The sequence below is a fragment of the Bradyrhizobium sp. 41S5 genome (genome assembly GCF_011516665.3).
Classification (GTDB): Bacteria; Pseudomonadota; Alphaproteobacteria; order Rhizobiales; family Xanthobacteraceae; genus Bradyrhizobium; species Bradyrhizobium quebecense.
Genome location: NZ_CP083721.1, coordinates 96,059 through 111,263 on the forward strand (window position 1 = coordinate 96,059; position 15,205 = coordinate 111,263).

Below are 15,205 nucleotides of genomic sequence, written 5' to 3' on the forward strand. Positions count from 1 at the left end.
GTTTATCAAGATGGTGTCTTGGCCGCGTTTCCGGATTAAATAAGGATTCGTTGAAAATTCCCTCCCCGCAAGGTTAGGCGTGTCGGTCGCTCAAAGCAGACGCATCTCGACGCTGATTGCTGGCCGGTTTGCCCGCAGCATGCTCGCACGCGCCAGCGGGAGCACGGTTGCGCTGTCGCGGCTCTGGCCCGGCCGCACCGACCGGCTGATCATCGCGCCGCACGACCTGCGGACCGCCGACGCCACCCGCGCGGCCGAGATCTATGCCGGGCGTTTCGTGTTCGCCGGCAAGATCGTCACCTGCCACGGCCGCTCGATCTTCGATCTCGAGCCGCCGTCGGAGGATTGGGAAGCCGCCCTGCTCGGCTTCGGCTGGCTGCGCCATCTGCGCGCCGCCGACACCGCGCTGACCCGCGCCAATGCCCGCTCGCTGGTCGACGACTGGATCTCCAACCAGGCCCGCAAGCGGCCGCTGGAGCGGCGCGCCGACGTGCGCGCGCGGCGCGTGATCTCGCTGTTGTCGCAGGCGCCATTGGTGCTCGGCGACACCGACGGAAAATTCTACCGCAAATATCTGCGCGGGCTGGCGCGCGAGATCCGCTATCTGCGCCACTCCACGCACGAGAATGACGGCGTTCCGCGCCTGCAGGTGCTGATCGCGCTATGCTATGCCTCGCTCTGCCTTGCCAACCAGGCGCGCAACATCAAATCGGCCACGCGCAGATTGTCGGACGAATTGCAGCGTCAGATCCTGCCCGATGGCGGCCACATCTCGCGCAATCCCGGCGCGCTGGTCGAGCTGCTCAGCGATCTGCTGCCGCTGCGGCAGACCTTTGCTGCACGGAATATCGCCCCGCCGCCGGCGCTGCTCAACGCCATCGACCGCATGATGCCGATGCTGCGCTTCTTCCGGCACGGCGACGGCAGCTTCGCGCTGTTCAACGGCATGAGCACCGCGCCGTCCGATCTCGTCGCGACGCTGCTCGCCTATGACGACACCCGCGGCGTGCCGATGGCGAGCATGCCGCACACCGGCTTCCAGCGCCTCGATGCCGGCAACATGACCTTGATCATCGACACCGGTCCGCCGCCGCCGGCAAGCGTCAGCCAGGATGCGCATGCCGGCTGCCTGTCGTTCGAGCTCTCCTCCGGCGTCAGCCGCATCGTCGTCAATTGCGGCATGCCGAACACGGGGCGTGACAATTGGCGGCCGTTCGCGCGCTCCACCGCGGCGCATTCGACGCTGACCTATCGCGACACCTCGTCGTGCCAGTTCGTCGAGCTGTCGGCGATGAAGCGGCTGTTGCGCGGCGCGCCGGTCACCAGCGGGCCCAGCAATGTCGAGAGCTACCGCGAAGCCATCCCCGACGGCGACGTGCTGACCGCCTCGCATGACGGCTATCTCTCGCGCTTCGGCGTGATCCATCGCCGCGTGCTGATGATCTCCCGGGACGGCACGCGGATGGAGGGCGAGGACTCACTCTCGCCGGCACCGGGCGGCCGCATCAAGGGCAGCGAGGCCGATTTCGCGCTGCGCTTCCATTTGCACCCCTCGGTGAAGGCGAGCCGGCTGTCGGATGCCCGCGGCGTGATGCTGGTGCTGCCCAACCGCGACGTCTGGACCTTCGAGGCGATGGACGACAAGGTCGACCTCGAGGACAGCGTGTTCCTGGCCGGCAATGACGGCCCGCGCCGCACCTCCCAGATCGTGATCCGCCAGGACGCAAGGCAGGCCGCCACCATCCGCTGGAGCTTCGTGCGCTCCTCGACCTCGGCCACCGCCACCAACGCCCGCCGCAACGCCCGCCGCGAGCCGGAACTGCCGCTGTAGGCCCGCACCGCCTCTATCAGAGCGATTAATCTCAGACCCGTCATCCTGAGGTGCGAGCCTCTTCGGCGAGCCTCGAAGGATCGACGGTCGCTAGCGGGGCCGTGCATCCTTCGAGGCTCGCAAGGGCTCGCACCTCAGGATGACGGGGGAATGGCAATTCCCCGGAAATGGGTCCCACGGACCGGTTTCGTATGGCACAAAACCATGCTACCCGGCTGACTTAACAGCCAGGGATTTCCTAGATGACCGAACAGCTTCGCCGCGTGACCCGCGCTCTGTTGTCCGTTTCCGACAAGACCGGACTGATCGATTTCGCCAAGGCGCTTTCCGACCATGGCGTCGAGCTGGTCTCGACCGGGGGCACCGCCAAGGCGATCGCGGCGGCCGGGCTGAAGGTCAAGGACGTCTCCGAGCTCACCGGTTTCCCTGAAATGATGGACGGCCGGGTCAAGACACTCCATCCGAAGGTGCATGGCGGCCTGCTCGCGATCCGCGACAACAAGGAACATGCCGCGGCGATGGCCTCGCACGGCATCGCGCCGATCGACCTCTTGGTGGTCAACCTCTATCCGTTCGAGGCCACCGTCGACAAAGGCGCCGGCTTCGAGGAGTGCATCGAGAATATCGACATCGGCGGCCCCGCGATGATTCGCGCCGCGGCGAAGAACCATGACGACGTCGCCGTGGTGGTCGAGGCGCAGGATTATCAGGCCGTGCTGGACGAGCTCGCCGCGCACAAGGGCGCGACTTCGCTCGGCCTGCGCCGCCGGCTCGCCGCCAAGGCCTATGCGCGCACCGCGGCCTATGACGCCGCGATCTCGAACTGGTTTGCCGTGCAGCTCGACACCAAGGCGCCGGACTTCCGCGCCTTCGGCGGCAAGCTGATCCAGTCGCTGCGCTATGGCGAGAACCCGCACCAGACCGCGGCGTTCTATGCCACGCCGGAGAAGCGGCCGGGCGTTGCGACCGCACGCCAGCTGCAGGGCAAGGAACTGTCCTACAACAACATCAACGACACCGATGCGGCCTATGAATGCGTCGGCGAGTTCGACCCGCAGCGCACCGCGGCCTGCGTGATCGTCAAGCACGCCAATCCCTGCGGCGTCGCCGAGGGTCCGGATCTTGCGACCGCCTATGCCCGCGCGCTCGCCTGCGATTCCACCTCGGCCTATGGCGGCATCATCGCGGTCAACCGCACGCTCGATGCAGATGCCGCGCGCGCCATCATCGGCATCTTCACCGAAGTCATCATCGCGCCCGATGCGACCGAGGAGGCGATCTCGATCATCGCCGGCCGGCGCAATCTGCGCCTGCTGCTCGCCGGCGGCCTGCCGAACGCGCGTGCGACAGGCCTCACCGCCAAGACCGTTGCCGGCGGCCTGCTGGTGCAGAGCCGCGACAATGCGGTCGTCGAGGACATGAACCTGAAGGTTGCGACCAGGCGCGCGCCGACCGATGCCGAGCTGCGCGATCTCAAATTCGCCTTCCGTGTCGCCAAGCACGTCAAGTCGAACACCATCATCTATGCCAAGGATCTCGCCACCGTCGGCATCGGCGCCGGCCAGATGAGCCGGGTCGATTCCGCGCGCATCGCCGCGCGCAAGGCGCTCGATGCGGCAGCCGAGCTGAAGCTCGCAGAACCCCTGACCAAGGGTTCGGTGGTCGCCTCCGACGCGTTCTTCCCGTTCGCCGACGGCATGCTCGCCTGCATCGAGGCCGGCGCGACCGCGGTGATCCAGCCCGGCGGCTCGATGCGCGACGACGAGGTGATCAAGGCCGCCGACGAGCACGGCATCGCCATGGTGTTCACCGGCGTGCGGCATTTTAGGCACTAAACTCTCAGCGCGGTCGTCCCGGCGAAAGCCGGGACGACCGCGCTGGTTTACTCGCGCACCTTCCCCAGCAACACGAGCCCCACCACGAGGAACCCCACCAGCACCGCCATGCCGTATTTCTGGCTCGCGGTCGCAGCCGTGATCGCGCCGATCAGCAGCGGGCCGATGAACGACGTCACCTTGCCGGTGAGCGCGAACAAGCCGAAATACTGCGCGATGCGATCCTTCGGCGCGAGCCGGATCAGGAGCGAGCGCGAGGCTGCCTGTAGCGGCGCGCCGGTGGCGCCGATCAGGCAACCCAGCACGATATAGGCGCGCTCGGCGGCGCCCGCGAACAACGGACCGCCCGGCACCGGCGGCGCGACCGGGATGAACAGGATGGAATCCTTGTTCACCGTGAGGATCACAACGATCGCAAACAGCAGGATCACGAGGCTGCCGGTGATCACGCGCTTCGGCCCCAACGCATCGTCGAGCTTGCCGCCGAGCCAGCCGCCGAACGTGCCGGCGACCGCGAGGATGATGCCGAAGGTACCGATCCGGATCGTGTCCCAGCCGAACGTGCCGGCGGCATAGATGCCACCGAACGCGAACAGCGAAACCAGTCCATCGGTGTAGATCATGTTGGCCAGCAGAAACCGCGCCAATGATTTCTGCTTCGGCAGGCTGGCCAATGTTTCCCTGAGCTCGCGCAGGCCCTCGCCGAGCGCCTCGCGCATCGGGCGCTTCGCCGGATAGTCCGGCGTGAACAGGAACATCGGCGTCACGAAGATGATGAACCACAGCCCGGTCAGCGGCCCGGTGATGCGGTCGCCTTCATGCATGACCGGATCGAGACCGAACAGCGGCGTGAAGCCGAACAGCGTGCGGCCCGTCTCGGCATTGGCGGCGAGGAAGCCGAGCACCAGCACGAGGCTCAGGATGCCGCCGACATAGCCGGTAGCCCAGCCGGTGCCGGAGAGCCGCCCGATCCGGTCCGGCGGCACCAGCGTCGGCATCATCGCATTGTTGAAGACGGTCGCGAACTCGACGCCGACGCTCGCGATCGCATAGGCGAGCAGCAGCGCCGGGATGATGTCGGGATTGCCGGGCTTGCCGATCCACATCGCGCTCGAGCCGATCACCAGCAGCGCGCCGAAAACAGCGATCCACGGCTTGCGCCGGCCGCTGGCATCGGCGATCGCACCCAGCACCGGCGACAGCAGCGCGATCGCCAGTCCCGCGGCCGCGGTGGCAAAGCCCCACAGCGCCTGCCCGCTCGCGGCATCGGGCGCAACGAAGCTCGCGAAATAGGGCGCGAACACGAAGGTCGTGATCAGCGTGAAATAGGGCTGCGCGGCCCAGTCGAAGAAGATCCAGCTGACGACGGCTGCGCGGCCAGGATAGACCTTGGTGTAGGCCTTCGCATGCTCAGTGCCCGTCTGCATTGTTGCCGTCATCGCGAGAGATATTCCCCAACTCGAACCACAGGCAGGCTTTCGCCGCTTCAGTCCGTTCCCATATAGCATGGGCCGATTTTGCTGATACGGCGATGAACAGGGCAGGACATTTCGATGGCGCCAACGATGTCGCGACGGCTGTTTGCCGCTCTCCTCGTGATCGGCCTCGCAACACCCGCCCTCGGTCAGGTGCAGCGGCGCGCTTACGAGCCCTCAGCCACCGATACGATTCAAAGCATTCGCGCCGAACACGGCATGGTGGTGGCGCAGGAGAAGCTGGCGGCGCGGGTCGGCACCGACATCCTGCTGCAAGGCGGCAACGCGGTCGACGCCGCGGTCGCGACCGGCTTTGCGATGGCGGTGACCTATCCGCGCGCCGGCAATATCGGCGGCGGCGGTTTCATGGTGATCCATCTCGCCGGCCGCAACGAAGATGTCGCGATCGATTATCGCGAAACCGCGCCGCAGGCCGCGTCGCGCGACATGTTCCTGAACGCCGACGGCAAGCCGGACCCGGACAAGTCGCGCAACTCTGCGCTCGCGATCGGCGTTCCCGGCACGGTCGCGGGCCTTGCGCTGGCGCTGGAGAAATACGGCTCCGGCAAGTTCACGCTGGCGCAGATCGTCAAGCCCGCGATCGATCTGGCCCGCGACGGCTTCATCGTCACCGACGATACGTCGGACACGCTGTCGGACATGTATCGCCGCATGTCGCGCTGGCCGAACTCGGCCAGGACGTTCTCGCATGCCGACGGCACGCCGCTGCATGAGGGCGACCGCCTGATCCAGGGCGATCTCGCTGGCGTACTGACGGCAATTGCCGAGCAGGGACCGCGCGGCTTCTATGAAGGCGCGGTCGCCGAGAAGCTTGTCAGCGCGATCAGGAATGCCGGCGGCATCTTTACGCTCGCGGATCTGAAAGCCTACCAGCCGGTGATCCGTACGCCAATCCGCGGTACCTATCGCGGCTACGACATCGTTTCGATGCCGCAGCCTTCCTCCGGCGGAGTGGTGCTGCTGGAGATACTCAACATCCTGGAAGGCTTTCCGATGTCGGACATGAAGCAGGGCTCGGCCGCCTCGCTGCATGTCATGATCGAGGCGATGAAGCGGGCCTATGCCGATCGCGCCCGCTATCTCGGCGACCCCGCCTTCGTCGACGCGCCGACCCAGCTGCTGATCGACAAGGATTATGCCGCCAGGCAGCGCGCGACCATCGACCTTGCCCGCGCCACGCCCTGGACCGATGTGCGCAACGCCAAGCAGCCGCATGAGGGCGACAACACTACGCATTATTCGGTCGTCGATGCCAGCGGCAACGCCGTCAGCAACACCTACACGCTGAACTTCCCCTACGGCGTCGGCCTGATCGCCGACGGCACCGGCGTGCTGCTCAACAACGAGCTCGACGATTTCACCGCGGCTCCCGGCGCCTCCAACGCCTTCGGCCTGGTCGGCTTCGAGGCCAATCTGCCCGGACCCGGCAAGCGTCCGCTATCGTCGATGTCGCCGACCATCGTGCTGAAGGACGGCAAGCCGGTGCTGGTGACGGGATCGCCGGGCGGCAGCCGCATCATCTCCGCGGTGACGCAGATCATCGTCGACGTCATCGACTACAAGATGGACATCGCGGCCGCGGTCGCCGCGCCCCGCATGCATCATCAATGGCTGCCCGACGAGGTCCGGATCGAGCGCGGCTTTCCCGACGAGGTGCTCGCCGAGCTGCGCGCCAAGGGCCACAAACCGGTCGAGCCGCTCGGCTACTCCTCCGCGAACTCGATCGTCGTCACGACCAGCGGCCTGCTCGGCGCGCCCGATCCGCGGACACGCGGCTCCGAGGCTGCAGGATACTAGAGCTTGATCCGGAAAAGTGCGAAGCGGTTTTCCGAAAAGATCATGCTCAAACTAAAGACCTAGATGGGCAAACGCCGCTTTGCCCGGCCTGCAACATCGCGATAGATTGGCGGTCCGCGCAACTCCGGCCGCGGATCGCAAACAGCCGGTGAAAGATTTCTCCGGGGAACGCGCATGAGCACGGCCGAATCCAAAACGATCGAAGTCGCAGAGATCGAGGACACCAGTCTCCTCGCCTTCTATCGCGACATGAACCTGCCGGAGCGGCGCACGTTCTGGGCCTGCGCCTCGGGCTGGACGCTCGACGGCATGGATTTCATGATCTATCCGCTGGTGATCGGCACCATCATCACGCTGTGGAAGGTCGATGCCGGCACTGCCGGGCTCGCCGGCACCGTGACGCTGCTGGCCTCCGCCGTCGGCGGCTGGCTCGGCGGCTATCTCTCCGACCGGATCGGGCGGGTCAAGACGCTGCAGCTCACCATCATCTGGTTCTCGTTCTTCTCGCTGGTCTGCGCCGTGGTGCAGAATTTCGACCAGCTCCTGATCGCCCGCGCGCTGCTCGGCTTGGGCTTTGGCGGCGAATGGGCGGCGGGCGCGGTGCTGATCGGCGAAGCGATCCGGCCGCAATATCGCGGACGCGCGGTCGGCTCGGTGCAGTCGGGCTGGGCGATCGGCTGGGGCCTTGCGGTGCTGGCGCAGGCGATCCTGTTCTCGATCTTGCCGCCAGAGAACGCCTGGCGCTGGATGTTCGTGATCGGCGCGCTGCCGGCGCTGCTGGTGTTCTATCTGCGCCGCTATGTCACCGAGCCAGAGATCTCCGCCGCGACGATGGCGCAGCAGCAGGCATCCGGCAGCGGCCCCGCGGCATTGTGGGAGATTTTTCACGGGCCGATCCTGAAGACCACGGTGCTGGCCTCGCTGGTCGGCACCGGCATGCAGGGCGGCTATTACGCCATCACCTTCTGGGTGCCGCGCTTCCTCACCACCGAGCGCAAGCTCTCGGTGGTCGGCTCGACCGGCTATCTCGCGACGCTGATCATCGGCTCCTTCATCGGCTACCTGGTCGGCGCCTGGCTTGCCGACCGGATCGGCCGGCGCAATCTGTTCCTGATCTTCTCGCTCGGCGCCATCGCGATCGTGCTGCTCTATACCCAACTGCCGCTGTCCAACGAGGTGCTGTGGGTGCTGGGCTTCCCGCTCGGCTTCTTTGCCTCAGGCTATTTCTCGGGCATGGGCGCGTTCCTGACCGAGCTCTATCCGACCCGGCTGCGCGGCTCCGGCCAGGGCTTCTGCTACAATTTCGGCCGCGGCGTCGGCGCGCTGTTTCCATTCCTGGTCGGCGCGCTCTCGACCACGACCACGCTGGCCAACGCGATCGCGATCTTCGCGGTGGCGGCCTATGCCGTGTTCTTCATCGCCGCCTACGCGCTGCCGGAAACGCGCGGCCGCGTGCTGCATGCGGGTGGGTAACGCTGTAACAGCTACGCGATGGCCCCGACGCTTGCTCCCTCGTTCCCTCACCCCTTGCGGGGGAGGGCTAGGGAGAGGGGTGGCCGCGAAGACAGTGCCTGTGGCTTACCCCTCTCCCCACCCTCCCCCGCAAGGGGGGAGGGAGCCCTGATAGCGTGGGTCCCTAACGAAAGAGGAGTCGTCTCATGACATCGCTCAAAGGCAAGACGCTGTTCATCTCGGGCGCGAGCCGCGGCATCGGGCTTGCGATCGCGCTGCGCGCCGCGCGTGACGGCGCCAATGTCGCGATCGCGGCGAAGACCGCCGAGCCGCATCCGAAGCTGAAGGGCACGATCTACACCGCCGCCGACGAGGTCCGCGCCGCCGGCGGCAAGGCGCTGCCGGTGGTCTGCGACATCAGGGACGAGGCGCAGGTGATGGCGGCGATCGAGCAGACCGTCGCCGAATTCGGCGGCATCGACGTCTGCGTCAACAATGCCAGCGCCATCAGCCTGACCAATTCGCAGGCGACCGACATGAAGCGCTACGATCTGATGATGGGGATCAACACCCGCGGCACCTTTATGGTGTCGAAATACTGCATCCCACATCTGAAGAAGGCGGAGAATCCGCACATCCTGATGCTGTCGCCACCGCTCGACATGAAGGCCAAGTGGTTCGAGCAATCGACCGCATATACTATGGCGAAGTTCGGCATGAGCATGTGCGTGCTCGGACTGGCCGGTGAGCAAAAAGCCGCCGGCATTGCGGTCAACGCATTGTGGCCGCGCACCACGATCGCAACCGCCGCGGTCGGCAATCTGCTCGGCGGCGATGCCATGATGCGCGCCAGCCGCACGCCGGAGATCATGGGCGACGCGGCCTATGCGATCGTCACGCGGCCATCGCGCGAGTTCACCGGCAATTTCTGTATCGACGACAAGGTGCTCTACGCCAACGGCGTGCGCGACTTCGAGCGCTATCGCGTCGATCCCTCGGTGCCGTTGATGTCGGATTTCTTCGTGCCCGACGACGATGTGCCGCCGCCCGGCGTCACCGTGCAGCCGTTGCCGTCGGCGGGCGGCGCGCAGGCGTCGCGCTAATCTAGACGGCGGACGCGTTGAGCTGCGCGCGCCAGTGCTGCACGCGCTCTTTCAGCAGCGTATCGCGGACATAGGCAAGCTCCTCGTCCTCGATCCGCTCCAGCGTTTCGAGTGAGAGATGGTCCGCGCCATGCGCCGACCAGGCGCGCTGCAGCTCGGCATTGCGATGGCTGCCCATCCGCAGCGTGAACCAGATGCGGTTCTGGATTTTCTCCAGATCGAGCGCCTGCCCGACCCAGACCTCCCCGGTGGCGCGGCAGCGGATCGCGAACACGCCGGCCACAGCCGCGCGTTTCTTGTAGTCGGCAATGGCGACCTTGCGGTCATCGGTCTTCATGGCGGTTCCTGTCGTATCGGCGCACCTGTTATATCCGGGTATTATTGACAAGGCAATTACACCCGGATAAAACATCGCATCGAACGCGAATGGGACGAGCTGACATGGACACCACCTGCCATCTGGAGCCGACGTGGAATGCCGGGCGCGACTTTGCCCAACGCGAGATCACCGGCGAGCTGGTGATGCTCAATCTGCTGCGCTTCCGCGACATAGCCGACTATTCGCAAAGCCCGGAGCTGGCCCCGCCGCGGCCGATCACGGGTGCGGAAGCCTACGACCGGTATGTCGCGCACACGCTGCCGCATCTGCGGAAGAGCGGCGGCGACATCCTGTTCATGGGTGAAGGCGGCTCGTTCCTGATCGGTCCCGAGGGCGAGCGCTGGGATCGCGCGATGCTGATCCGGCAGAAGAGCCGCGGCGCGTTCCTCGCCTTCGCGGTGGCAGAGGCCTATCTCGCCGGCATCGGACACCGCACGGCAGCGCTGGCCGATTCGCGGCTGCTGCCGCTGGTCGAGCTGCCGCGATGAGCGATCAGTTAGCGCCCAACCTCGTACGGCCCGCCCTTCTCGAGCGCCCGCGCGTAGGCCGGGCGCGCGTGGATGCGCTCCAGGAAGGCGACACATTTCGGGTGTCCGTCCGCGAGCCCGCCGCGCGCGGCGGCAGCCTCCAGTGGAAAGCTCATCTGGATGTCGGCGCCGGAGAATTCGTTGCCGGCGAACCACTCGCTCTTGCCGAGCTCGCCTTCCCAATAGGCCATGTGCTGCTTGAGCTGCGGATTGACCAGCGTGGACAGCGCCTGGTTCGACACCTTGCGCACCAGCGGCCGCAGCAGCGCCGGCGCGCGCTTCGGCATCAGCGTGAACAACAGCTTCAAGAGCAGCGGCGTCATCGCCGAGCCTTCGGCATAGTGCAGCCAATAGGTGTAGCGCAGCCGCTCCGGCGTATCGGCCGGCGGGATCAGGCGGCCCTTGCCGTAGGTCGAGATGATGTATTCGAGGATCGCGCCGGATTCCGCGATCGTGTTGCCATTGTCGGTGACGACAGGCGACTTGCCGAGCGGATGGATCGCGCGCAGCTCCTTCGGCGCCCGCATGTCGGGCTGCCGCTGGTAGCGCACGATCTCGTAGGGCACGCCCAATTCCTCGAGCAGCCACAGCACGCGCTGCGAGCGGGAATTGTTGAGATGATGAACCGTCAGCATGGGCGTCCTCTGAAATGTCGGCGCAATCGGGCGGCTTGTGGTGCCAGCCGGGAACAGGAAGGTCGAGATCCATGCGCCGTGCTTGCTGGAAATCACCCGGGCAATACGTCGCGCAATCGAAGAGGTCTACCATGAATCCTGCCTATGTCGCCTTCGAAGGCGAGCATCGCATCGCGGCCGGTGACCTCCCGGAGGTTGCACGCGCCGCCAAGCAGCTGCTCGACCGGCGCGAGGATGCCGCGGTCCTGGTGTTCAACGGCCGCACCTCGGCGCTGGTCGATATCGATTTCCGCGGCTCGATCGACGACGTGCTGGCGCGGCTGCCGAAGCTCGCGCCTCCGCGCGACGACGAGCCGGCAACGCCGGCCGCGCCCCGCGGTCCGGGACGGCCGAAGCTTGGCGTCGTCGCGCGCGAGATCACGCTGTTGCCGCGTCATTGGGACTGGCTCGCCCAGCAGAAGGGCGGCGCATCGGTTGCGATCCGCAAATTGATCGACGAGGCGCGGCGCGCGAGCGGCGACAAGGATCGCACGCGCAGCGCGCAGGATGCCGCCTATCGCTTCATGACGACGATGGCCGGCAACCGGCCAAACTACGAGGATGCGATCCGCGCGCTGTTCGCGCACGACCGGCGGCGCTTTGCGACGCTGATCGCGGACTGGCCTGCCGATATCCGCGACCACGCGATCCGGCTCGCCTATAGCGATCAGGCGGACTGATGCGCGATGCCGTATTTCAACGAGCAGCCGCGAACGGGATGTCGTCCCTGCGAAAGCAGGGACACATCACCACCGTAGTAGTTGCAGCGCGTCGAACTAGCCGCGTGCCCTTTGCAAGAGCCGCGGCGTATGGGTCCCTGCCTTCGCAGGGACGACAGTGGTGCGCTGCCTGACCTGACCTACTCACCAAGCCGCATAAGCTCGGTACCATATGTGGAAGTTGAACGTGTCCAAGCCTCCCTCCTTACGCAAAGCCTTCCTGTCGTTCCTGGCGCCGATGCTGCTGAGCAACGTGCTGCAGTCGCTGTTCGGCACCATCAATGGCATCTATCTCGGCCAGATGATCGGCGTCGACGCGCTCGCCGCGGCGTCGGTATTCTTTCCGGTGATGTTCTTCTTCATCTCCTTCGTGATCGGCCTGAGCGCGGGCGCCTCGGTCATGATCGGCCAGGCCTGGGGTGCCGGCGAGCCCGACCGCGTCAAGGCGGTCGCCGGCACGACCATGACCGTGACCCTGCTGCTGGCGCTTGCGATCGCGATATCAGGCGGCCTGTTCGCCCGCCCGCTGTTGATCGCGCTCGCCACGCCATCAGACGTTCTCGACGCCGCGGTGTCGTATGCGCGGATCATGATGATCACGATGCCAGTGACCTTCGCATTCCTGCTGCTCGCGGCGATGATGCGCGGCGTCGGCGACACCGTGACGCCGCTGGTGGCGCTGACGGTCTCGACCGTCGTCGGCCTCGTGGTGACGCCCGCATTGATCCGCGGCTCGCTCGGGCTGCCGATGCTGGGCGTCGCCAGTGCCGCAATCGCCTCCGCGGTCTCGGGCGTCGTCACGCTGCTCTGGCTGCATATCCACATGCTGCGGCACAAGCATCCGCTGGCCTTCGACGCCGCGTTCCTGCGCGCGATGCGGCCGAACGGCGCCCTGCTGCGCATCGTGCTGCGGCTCGGCATTCCGACCGCGATCGGCATGGTGGTGGTCTCGCTCGCCGAACTGGTGCTGCTCGGCCTCGTCAACGGGTTCGGCTCGGAGGCCACCGCCGCCTATGGCGCGGTCAACCAGGTGATCGGCTATGTGCAGTTTCCGGCGATCTCGATCGCCATATCCGTGTCGATCTTCGGCGCACAGGCAATCGGCCGCGGCGATTCCAACCGGGTCGGCGCCATCGTCCGGACCGGGATCGAGATGAATCTCGCGCTGACCGGCGGACTGGTGGTGCTCGGCTATCTGTTCGCGCGGCCCCTGATGGGCTTTTTCATCGTCGATGGCACGGTGCTCGCGCTGGCGCAGCAGCTTCTGTACATCGTGCTGTGGAGCATGGTGCTGTTCGGCATGGCGACGGTGTTCTCGGGTGCGATGCGCGCCGGCGGCACGGTGTGGATGCCGCTGTTCATCTCGATCCTGGCCATGGCGCTGGTCGAGGTGCCGGTCGCGGTCCTGCTCAGCCGGGCCATCGGCATCAGCGGCATCTGGATCGCCTATCCCGCCACCTTCGCAACCATGTTCGTGCTGCAGATGGCCTATTACGCCCTGGTATGGCGCAAGCAGACCATCAAGCGGCTGATTTGACATCGCGCACTGCTGCTCACATGATGAGTATCATATTCTCCTGATGGCGCCTGCGGCAGCAGGCCCATGCTCGAGAAAGGCCAAACAAACGCAGACCAGACAGGCCGAGGGAGAGACCGCCGTGAGCCAGAATCCGCAATTCCTGTTCGATTTCGGCAGCCCCAACGCCTTCCTCAGCCACGAGGCGATCCCGGCGATCGAGCAGCGCACCGGCGTCAAGTTCGAATATGTCCCGATCCTGCTCGGCGGCATCTTCAAGGCCACCAACAACAAGTCGCCGGCCGAGACGCTGGCGGGCGTCAAGAACAAGCCGGAATTCATGAAGATCGAGACCGAGCGCTTCCTCAAGCGCTTCAACGTCAAGCCCTACACCTGGAACCCGTTCTTCCCGGTCAATACGCTGAACCTGATGCGCGCGGCGGTCGCCGCCCAGTTCGAAGGCGTGTTCGAGAAATACATCGAGGCAGCTTTCCACCACATGTGGGTCGAGCCGAAGAAGATGGATGATCCCGAAGTGGCCGGCAAAGCCATCGCCGCCTCCGGCCTCGACGCCGCCAAACTGTTCGCCCGCGCTCAGGACGCCGACGTGAAGGCCAGGCTGATCGCGAACACCCAGGCCGCCGTGGAGCGCGGCGCGTTCGGCTCGCCGACCTTCTTCGTCGGCAATGAGATCTTCTTCGGCAAGGAGCAGCTGCGCGAAGTCGAGGCACTGGTGTCGGGAAAGTGAGATGAGCGAATGGGGAATAGCGAGTAGCGAATAGCGGGCTTACGCCCTTATCTACTCGCCAGTCCCTGTTCGCTATTCGCCCCTCCCCCGGGCAACAACAAAGAAGGACAAATTCCCATGCGCGTTCTCGTGGTCGGCGCCGGTGCGATCGGCGGATATTTCGGCGGCCGGATGCTTCAGGCCGGCCGCGACGTCACATTTCTCGTCCGGCCCCGCCGCGCCTCCGAGCTCGCCTCCGCCGGGCTCGTGATCAAGAGCCCGAACGGCGATGTCACCTTGAACAATCCGCCGGCCGTGCAGGCCGACAAGCTCTCGGACAAATTCGACGTCGTGCTCTTGAGCTGCAAGGCGTTCGATCTCGAAGACGCGATCAAGTCGTTTGCGCCTGGTGTCGGCGACAAGACCGCAATCATCCCGCTGCTCAACGGCATGTTGCATCTCGATGCGCTCGACAAGAAATTCGGCGCTCAGCACGTGCTCGGCGGCCTCTGCGCGATCGCGGCGACGCTGAACGAGAAGCGCGAGGTGGTGCAGCTGCAGCCGATGCAGTCGCTCGGCTTCGGCGAACGCGCCGGCGGCCTGTCGGACCGGGTGCGCGCGATCGCCGAGACCTTCTCCGCCATCAACGGTGCGGCCGCCAGCGAGCACGTGATGCAGGACATGTGGGAGAAGTGGGTGTTCCTGGCATCGCTCGCCGCCTCCACCAGCCTGATGCGAACCTCGGTCGGCAACATCCTGGCCGCACCCGGCGGCAAGGATTTCCTGCTCGGCATCCTCGACGAATGCAGCGCGATTGCGGCCGATGCCGGCCACGCGCCGGGCGGCCCGTTCTTCCAGCGCACCCGCGGGCTCTTGACCACCGAAGGCTCGCCGATGACCGCATCGATGTTCCGCGACATCAAGGCGGGGCTGCCGGTCGAAGCCGATCACGTGATCGGCGACCTGATCGTCCGCGCCGATGCCGCCAAGATCCCGGTACCGAAGCTGCGCACGGCCTACACGCATCTCAAGGCGTATGAGAAGCAGCGAAGCGCCTAACGCACAACCGGTGTCGTCCCTGCCTAGTGCGCAATTGCGCACGCGAGCAGGGACCCATAACCACCGGCTTCAATTGGTCGACTAGATAGC

Annotated in this window: 13 protein-coding genes; 10 read left to right on the plus strand and 3 right to left on the minus strand. The window is 65.9% G+C overall.

Annotated elements, in window-relative coordinates; genetic code table 11:
* Positions 1-79: 79 nt before the first annotated feature.
* Together HAP47_RS00475 and purH are read left to right on the plus strand one after the other, a co-directional pair.
* A complete protein-coding gene (locus tag HAP47_RS00475) occupies positions 80-1,831 on the plus strand; it encodes a heparinase II/III family protein (RefSeq protein ID WP_173639900.1) in 1,752 nt (583 codons plus the stop codon).
* A 242-nt stretch (positions 1,832-2,073) separates the two neighbouring features.
* Positions 2,074-3,666 (plus strand): bifunctional phosphoribosylaminoimidazolecarboxamide formyltransferase/IMP cyclohydrolase, encoded by a 1,593-nt coding sequence (purH, locus tag HAP47_RS00480; protein WP_173639899.1) that lies wholly within the window; start codon positions 2,074-2,076, stop codon positions 3,664-3,666.
* Between the two features lie 47 nt (positions 3,667-3,713).
* Here the strand turns inward: purH and HAP47_RS00485 are convergent, their stop codons facing one another.
* The gene (locus HAP47_RS00485; RefSeq protein WP_173639898.1) at positions 3,714-5,093 is read right to left on the minus strand and encodes an MFS transporter; all 1,380 of its coding nucleotides are present in this window, start codon (positions 5,091-5,093) and stop codon (positions 3,714-3,716) included.
* A 126-nt stretch (positions 5,094-5,219) separates the two neighbouring features.
* On the opposite strand from HAP47_RS00485, the gene ggt reads away from it, so the two are divergent.
* The 3 genes from ggt (at position 5,220) to HAP47_RS00500 (ending at position 9,514) form a co-directional block, all read left to right on the plus strand.
* On the plus strand, positions 5,220-6,959 hold the full coding sequence (ggt, locus tag HAP47_RS00490) for a gamma-glutamyltransferase (RefSeq protein WP_173639897.1): 1,740 nt from the start codon (positions 5,220-5,222) through the stop codon (positions 6,957-6,959).
* 174 nt (positions 6,960-7,133) lie between these two features.
* Positions 7,134-8,432 (plus strand): MFS transporter, encoded by a 1,299-nt coding sequence (locus HAP47_RS00495; protein WP_173639896.1) that lies wholly within the window; start codon positions 7,134-7,136, stop codon positions 8,430-8,432.
* A 185-nt stretch (positions 8,433-8,617) separates the two neighbouring features.
* Positions 8,618-9,514: an SDR family oxidoreductase gene (locus HAP47_RS00500; RefSeq protein WP_173639895.1), complete on the plus strand. Its 897-nt coding sequence runs from the start codon at positions 8,618-8,620 to the stop codon at positions 9,512-9,514.
* Position 9,515: 1 nt separating this feature from the next.
* On the opposite strand, the gene HAP47_RS00505 is transcribed toward HAP47_RS00500, so the two are convergent.
* A complete protein-coding gene (locus HAP47_RS00505; RefSeq protein WP_173639894.1) occupies positions 9,516-9,851 on the minus strand; it encodes a GIY-YIG nuclease family protein in 336 nt (111 codons plus the stop codon).
* A gap of 104 nt (positions 9,852-9,955) precedes the next feature.
* Here HAP47_RS00505 and HAP47_RS00510 point away from each other — a divergent pair, with 104 nt between their 5' ends.
* On the plus strand, positions 9,956-10,381 hold the full coding sequence (locus HAP47_RS00510; protein WP_231168698.1) for a DUF1330 domain-containing protein: 426 nt from the start codon (positions 9,956-9,958) through the stop codon (positions 10,379-10,381).
* Positions 10,382-10,389: 8 nt separating this feature from the next.
* Here the strand turns inward: HAP47_RS00510 and HAP47_RS00515 are convergent, their stop codons facing one another.
* Positions 10,390-11,055 carry a glutathione S-transferase family protein gene (locus HAP47_RS00515; protein WP_173639892.1) on the minus strand — a complete coding sequence of 222 codons (666 nt, stop codon included), beginning with the start codon at positions 11,053-11,055 and terminating at the stop codon, positions 10,390-10,392.
* Positions 11,056-11,186: 131 nt separating this feature from the next.
* Here HAP47_RS00515 and HAP47_RS00520 point away from each other — a divergent pair, with 131 nt between their 5' ends.
* The 4 genes from HAP47_RS00520 (at position 11,187) to panE (ending at position 15,115) form a co-directional block, all read left to right on the plus strand.
* Positions 11,187-11,774 (plus strand): DUF2239 family protein, encoded by a 588-nt coding sequence (locus HAP47_RS00520; RefSeq protein ID WP_173639891.1) that lies wholly within the window; start codon positions 11,187-11,189, stop codon positions 11,772-11,774.
* 211 nt (positions 11,775-11,985) lie between these two features.
* Complete coding sequence (locus tag HAP47_RS00525) at positions 11,986-13,350, plus strand: MATE family efflux transporter (protein WP_210285285.1); 1,365 nt, start codon at positions 11,986-11,988, stop codon at positions 13,348-13,350.
* A 121-nt stretch (positions 13,351-13,471) separates the two neighbouring features.
* Entirely contained in the window at positions 13,472-14,077 is a 606-nt protein-coding gene (locus tag HAP47_RS00530) for a 2-hydroxychromene-2-carboxylate isomerase (RefSeq protein ID WP_173639890.1), read from the plus strand.
* A gap of 117 nt (positions 14,078-14,194) precedes the next feature.
* Positions 14,195-15,115: a 2-dehydropantoate 2-reductase gene (gene panE / locus HAP47_RS00535; RefSeq protein WP_173639889.1), complete on the plus strand. Its 921-nt coding sequence runs from the start codon at positions 14,195-14,197 to the stop codon at positions 15,113-15,115.
* Positions 15,116-15,205 lie beyond the last annotated feature (90 nt).

Excerpts from the sequence above, each read along its gene's own strand:
- HAP47_RS00525 (WP_210285285.1), top strand. The coding sequence starts at position 11,986 with ATGTGGAAGTTGAACGTGTCCAAGCCTCCCTCCTTACGCAAAGCCTTC.
- HAP47_RS00500 (WP_173639895.1), top strand. The coding sequence starts at position 8,618 with ATGACATCGCTCAAAGGCAAGACGCTGTTCATCTCGGGCGCGAGCCGC.
- purH (WP_173639899.1), top strand. The coding sequence starts at position 2,074 with ATGACCGAACAGCTTCGCCGCGTGACCCGCGCTCTGTTGTCCGTTTCC.
- ggt (WP_173639897.1), top strand. The coding sequence starts at position 5,220 with ATGGCGCCAACGATGTCGCGACGGCTGTTTGCCGCTCTCCTCGTGATC.
- HAP47_RS00505 (WP_173639894.1), bottom strand. The coding sequence starts at position 9,851 with ATGAAGACCGATGACCGCAAGGTCGCCATTGCCGACTACAAGAAACGC.
- HAP47_RS00515 (WP_173639892.1), bottom strand. The coding sequence starts at position 11,055 with ATGCTGACGGTTCATCATCTCAACAATTCCCGCTCGCAGCGCGTGCTG.
- HAP47_RS00520 (WP_173639891.1), top strand. The coding sequence starts at position 11,187 with ATGAATCCTGCCTATGTCGCCTTCGAAGGCGAGCATCGCATCGCGGCC.
- HAP47_RS00485 (WP_173639898.1), bottom strand. The coding sequence starts at position 5,093 with ATGCAGACGGGCACTGAGCATGCGAAGGCCTACACCAAGGTCTATCCT.
- panE (WP_173639889.1), top strand. The coding sequence starts at position 14,195 with ATGCGCGTTCTCGTGGTCGGCGCCGGTGCGATCGGCGGATATTTCGGC.
- HAP47_RS00510 (WP_231168698.1), top strand. The coding sequence starts at position 9,956 with ATGGACACCACCTGCCATCTGGAGCCGACGTGGAATGCCGGGCGCGAC.
- HAP47_RS00495 (WP_173639896.1), top strand. The coding sequence starts at position 7,134 with ATGAGCACGGCCGAATCCAAAACGATCGAAGTCGCAGAGATCGAGGAC.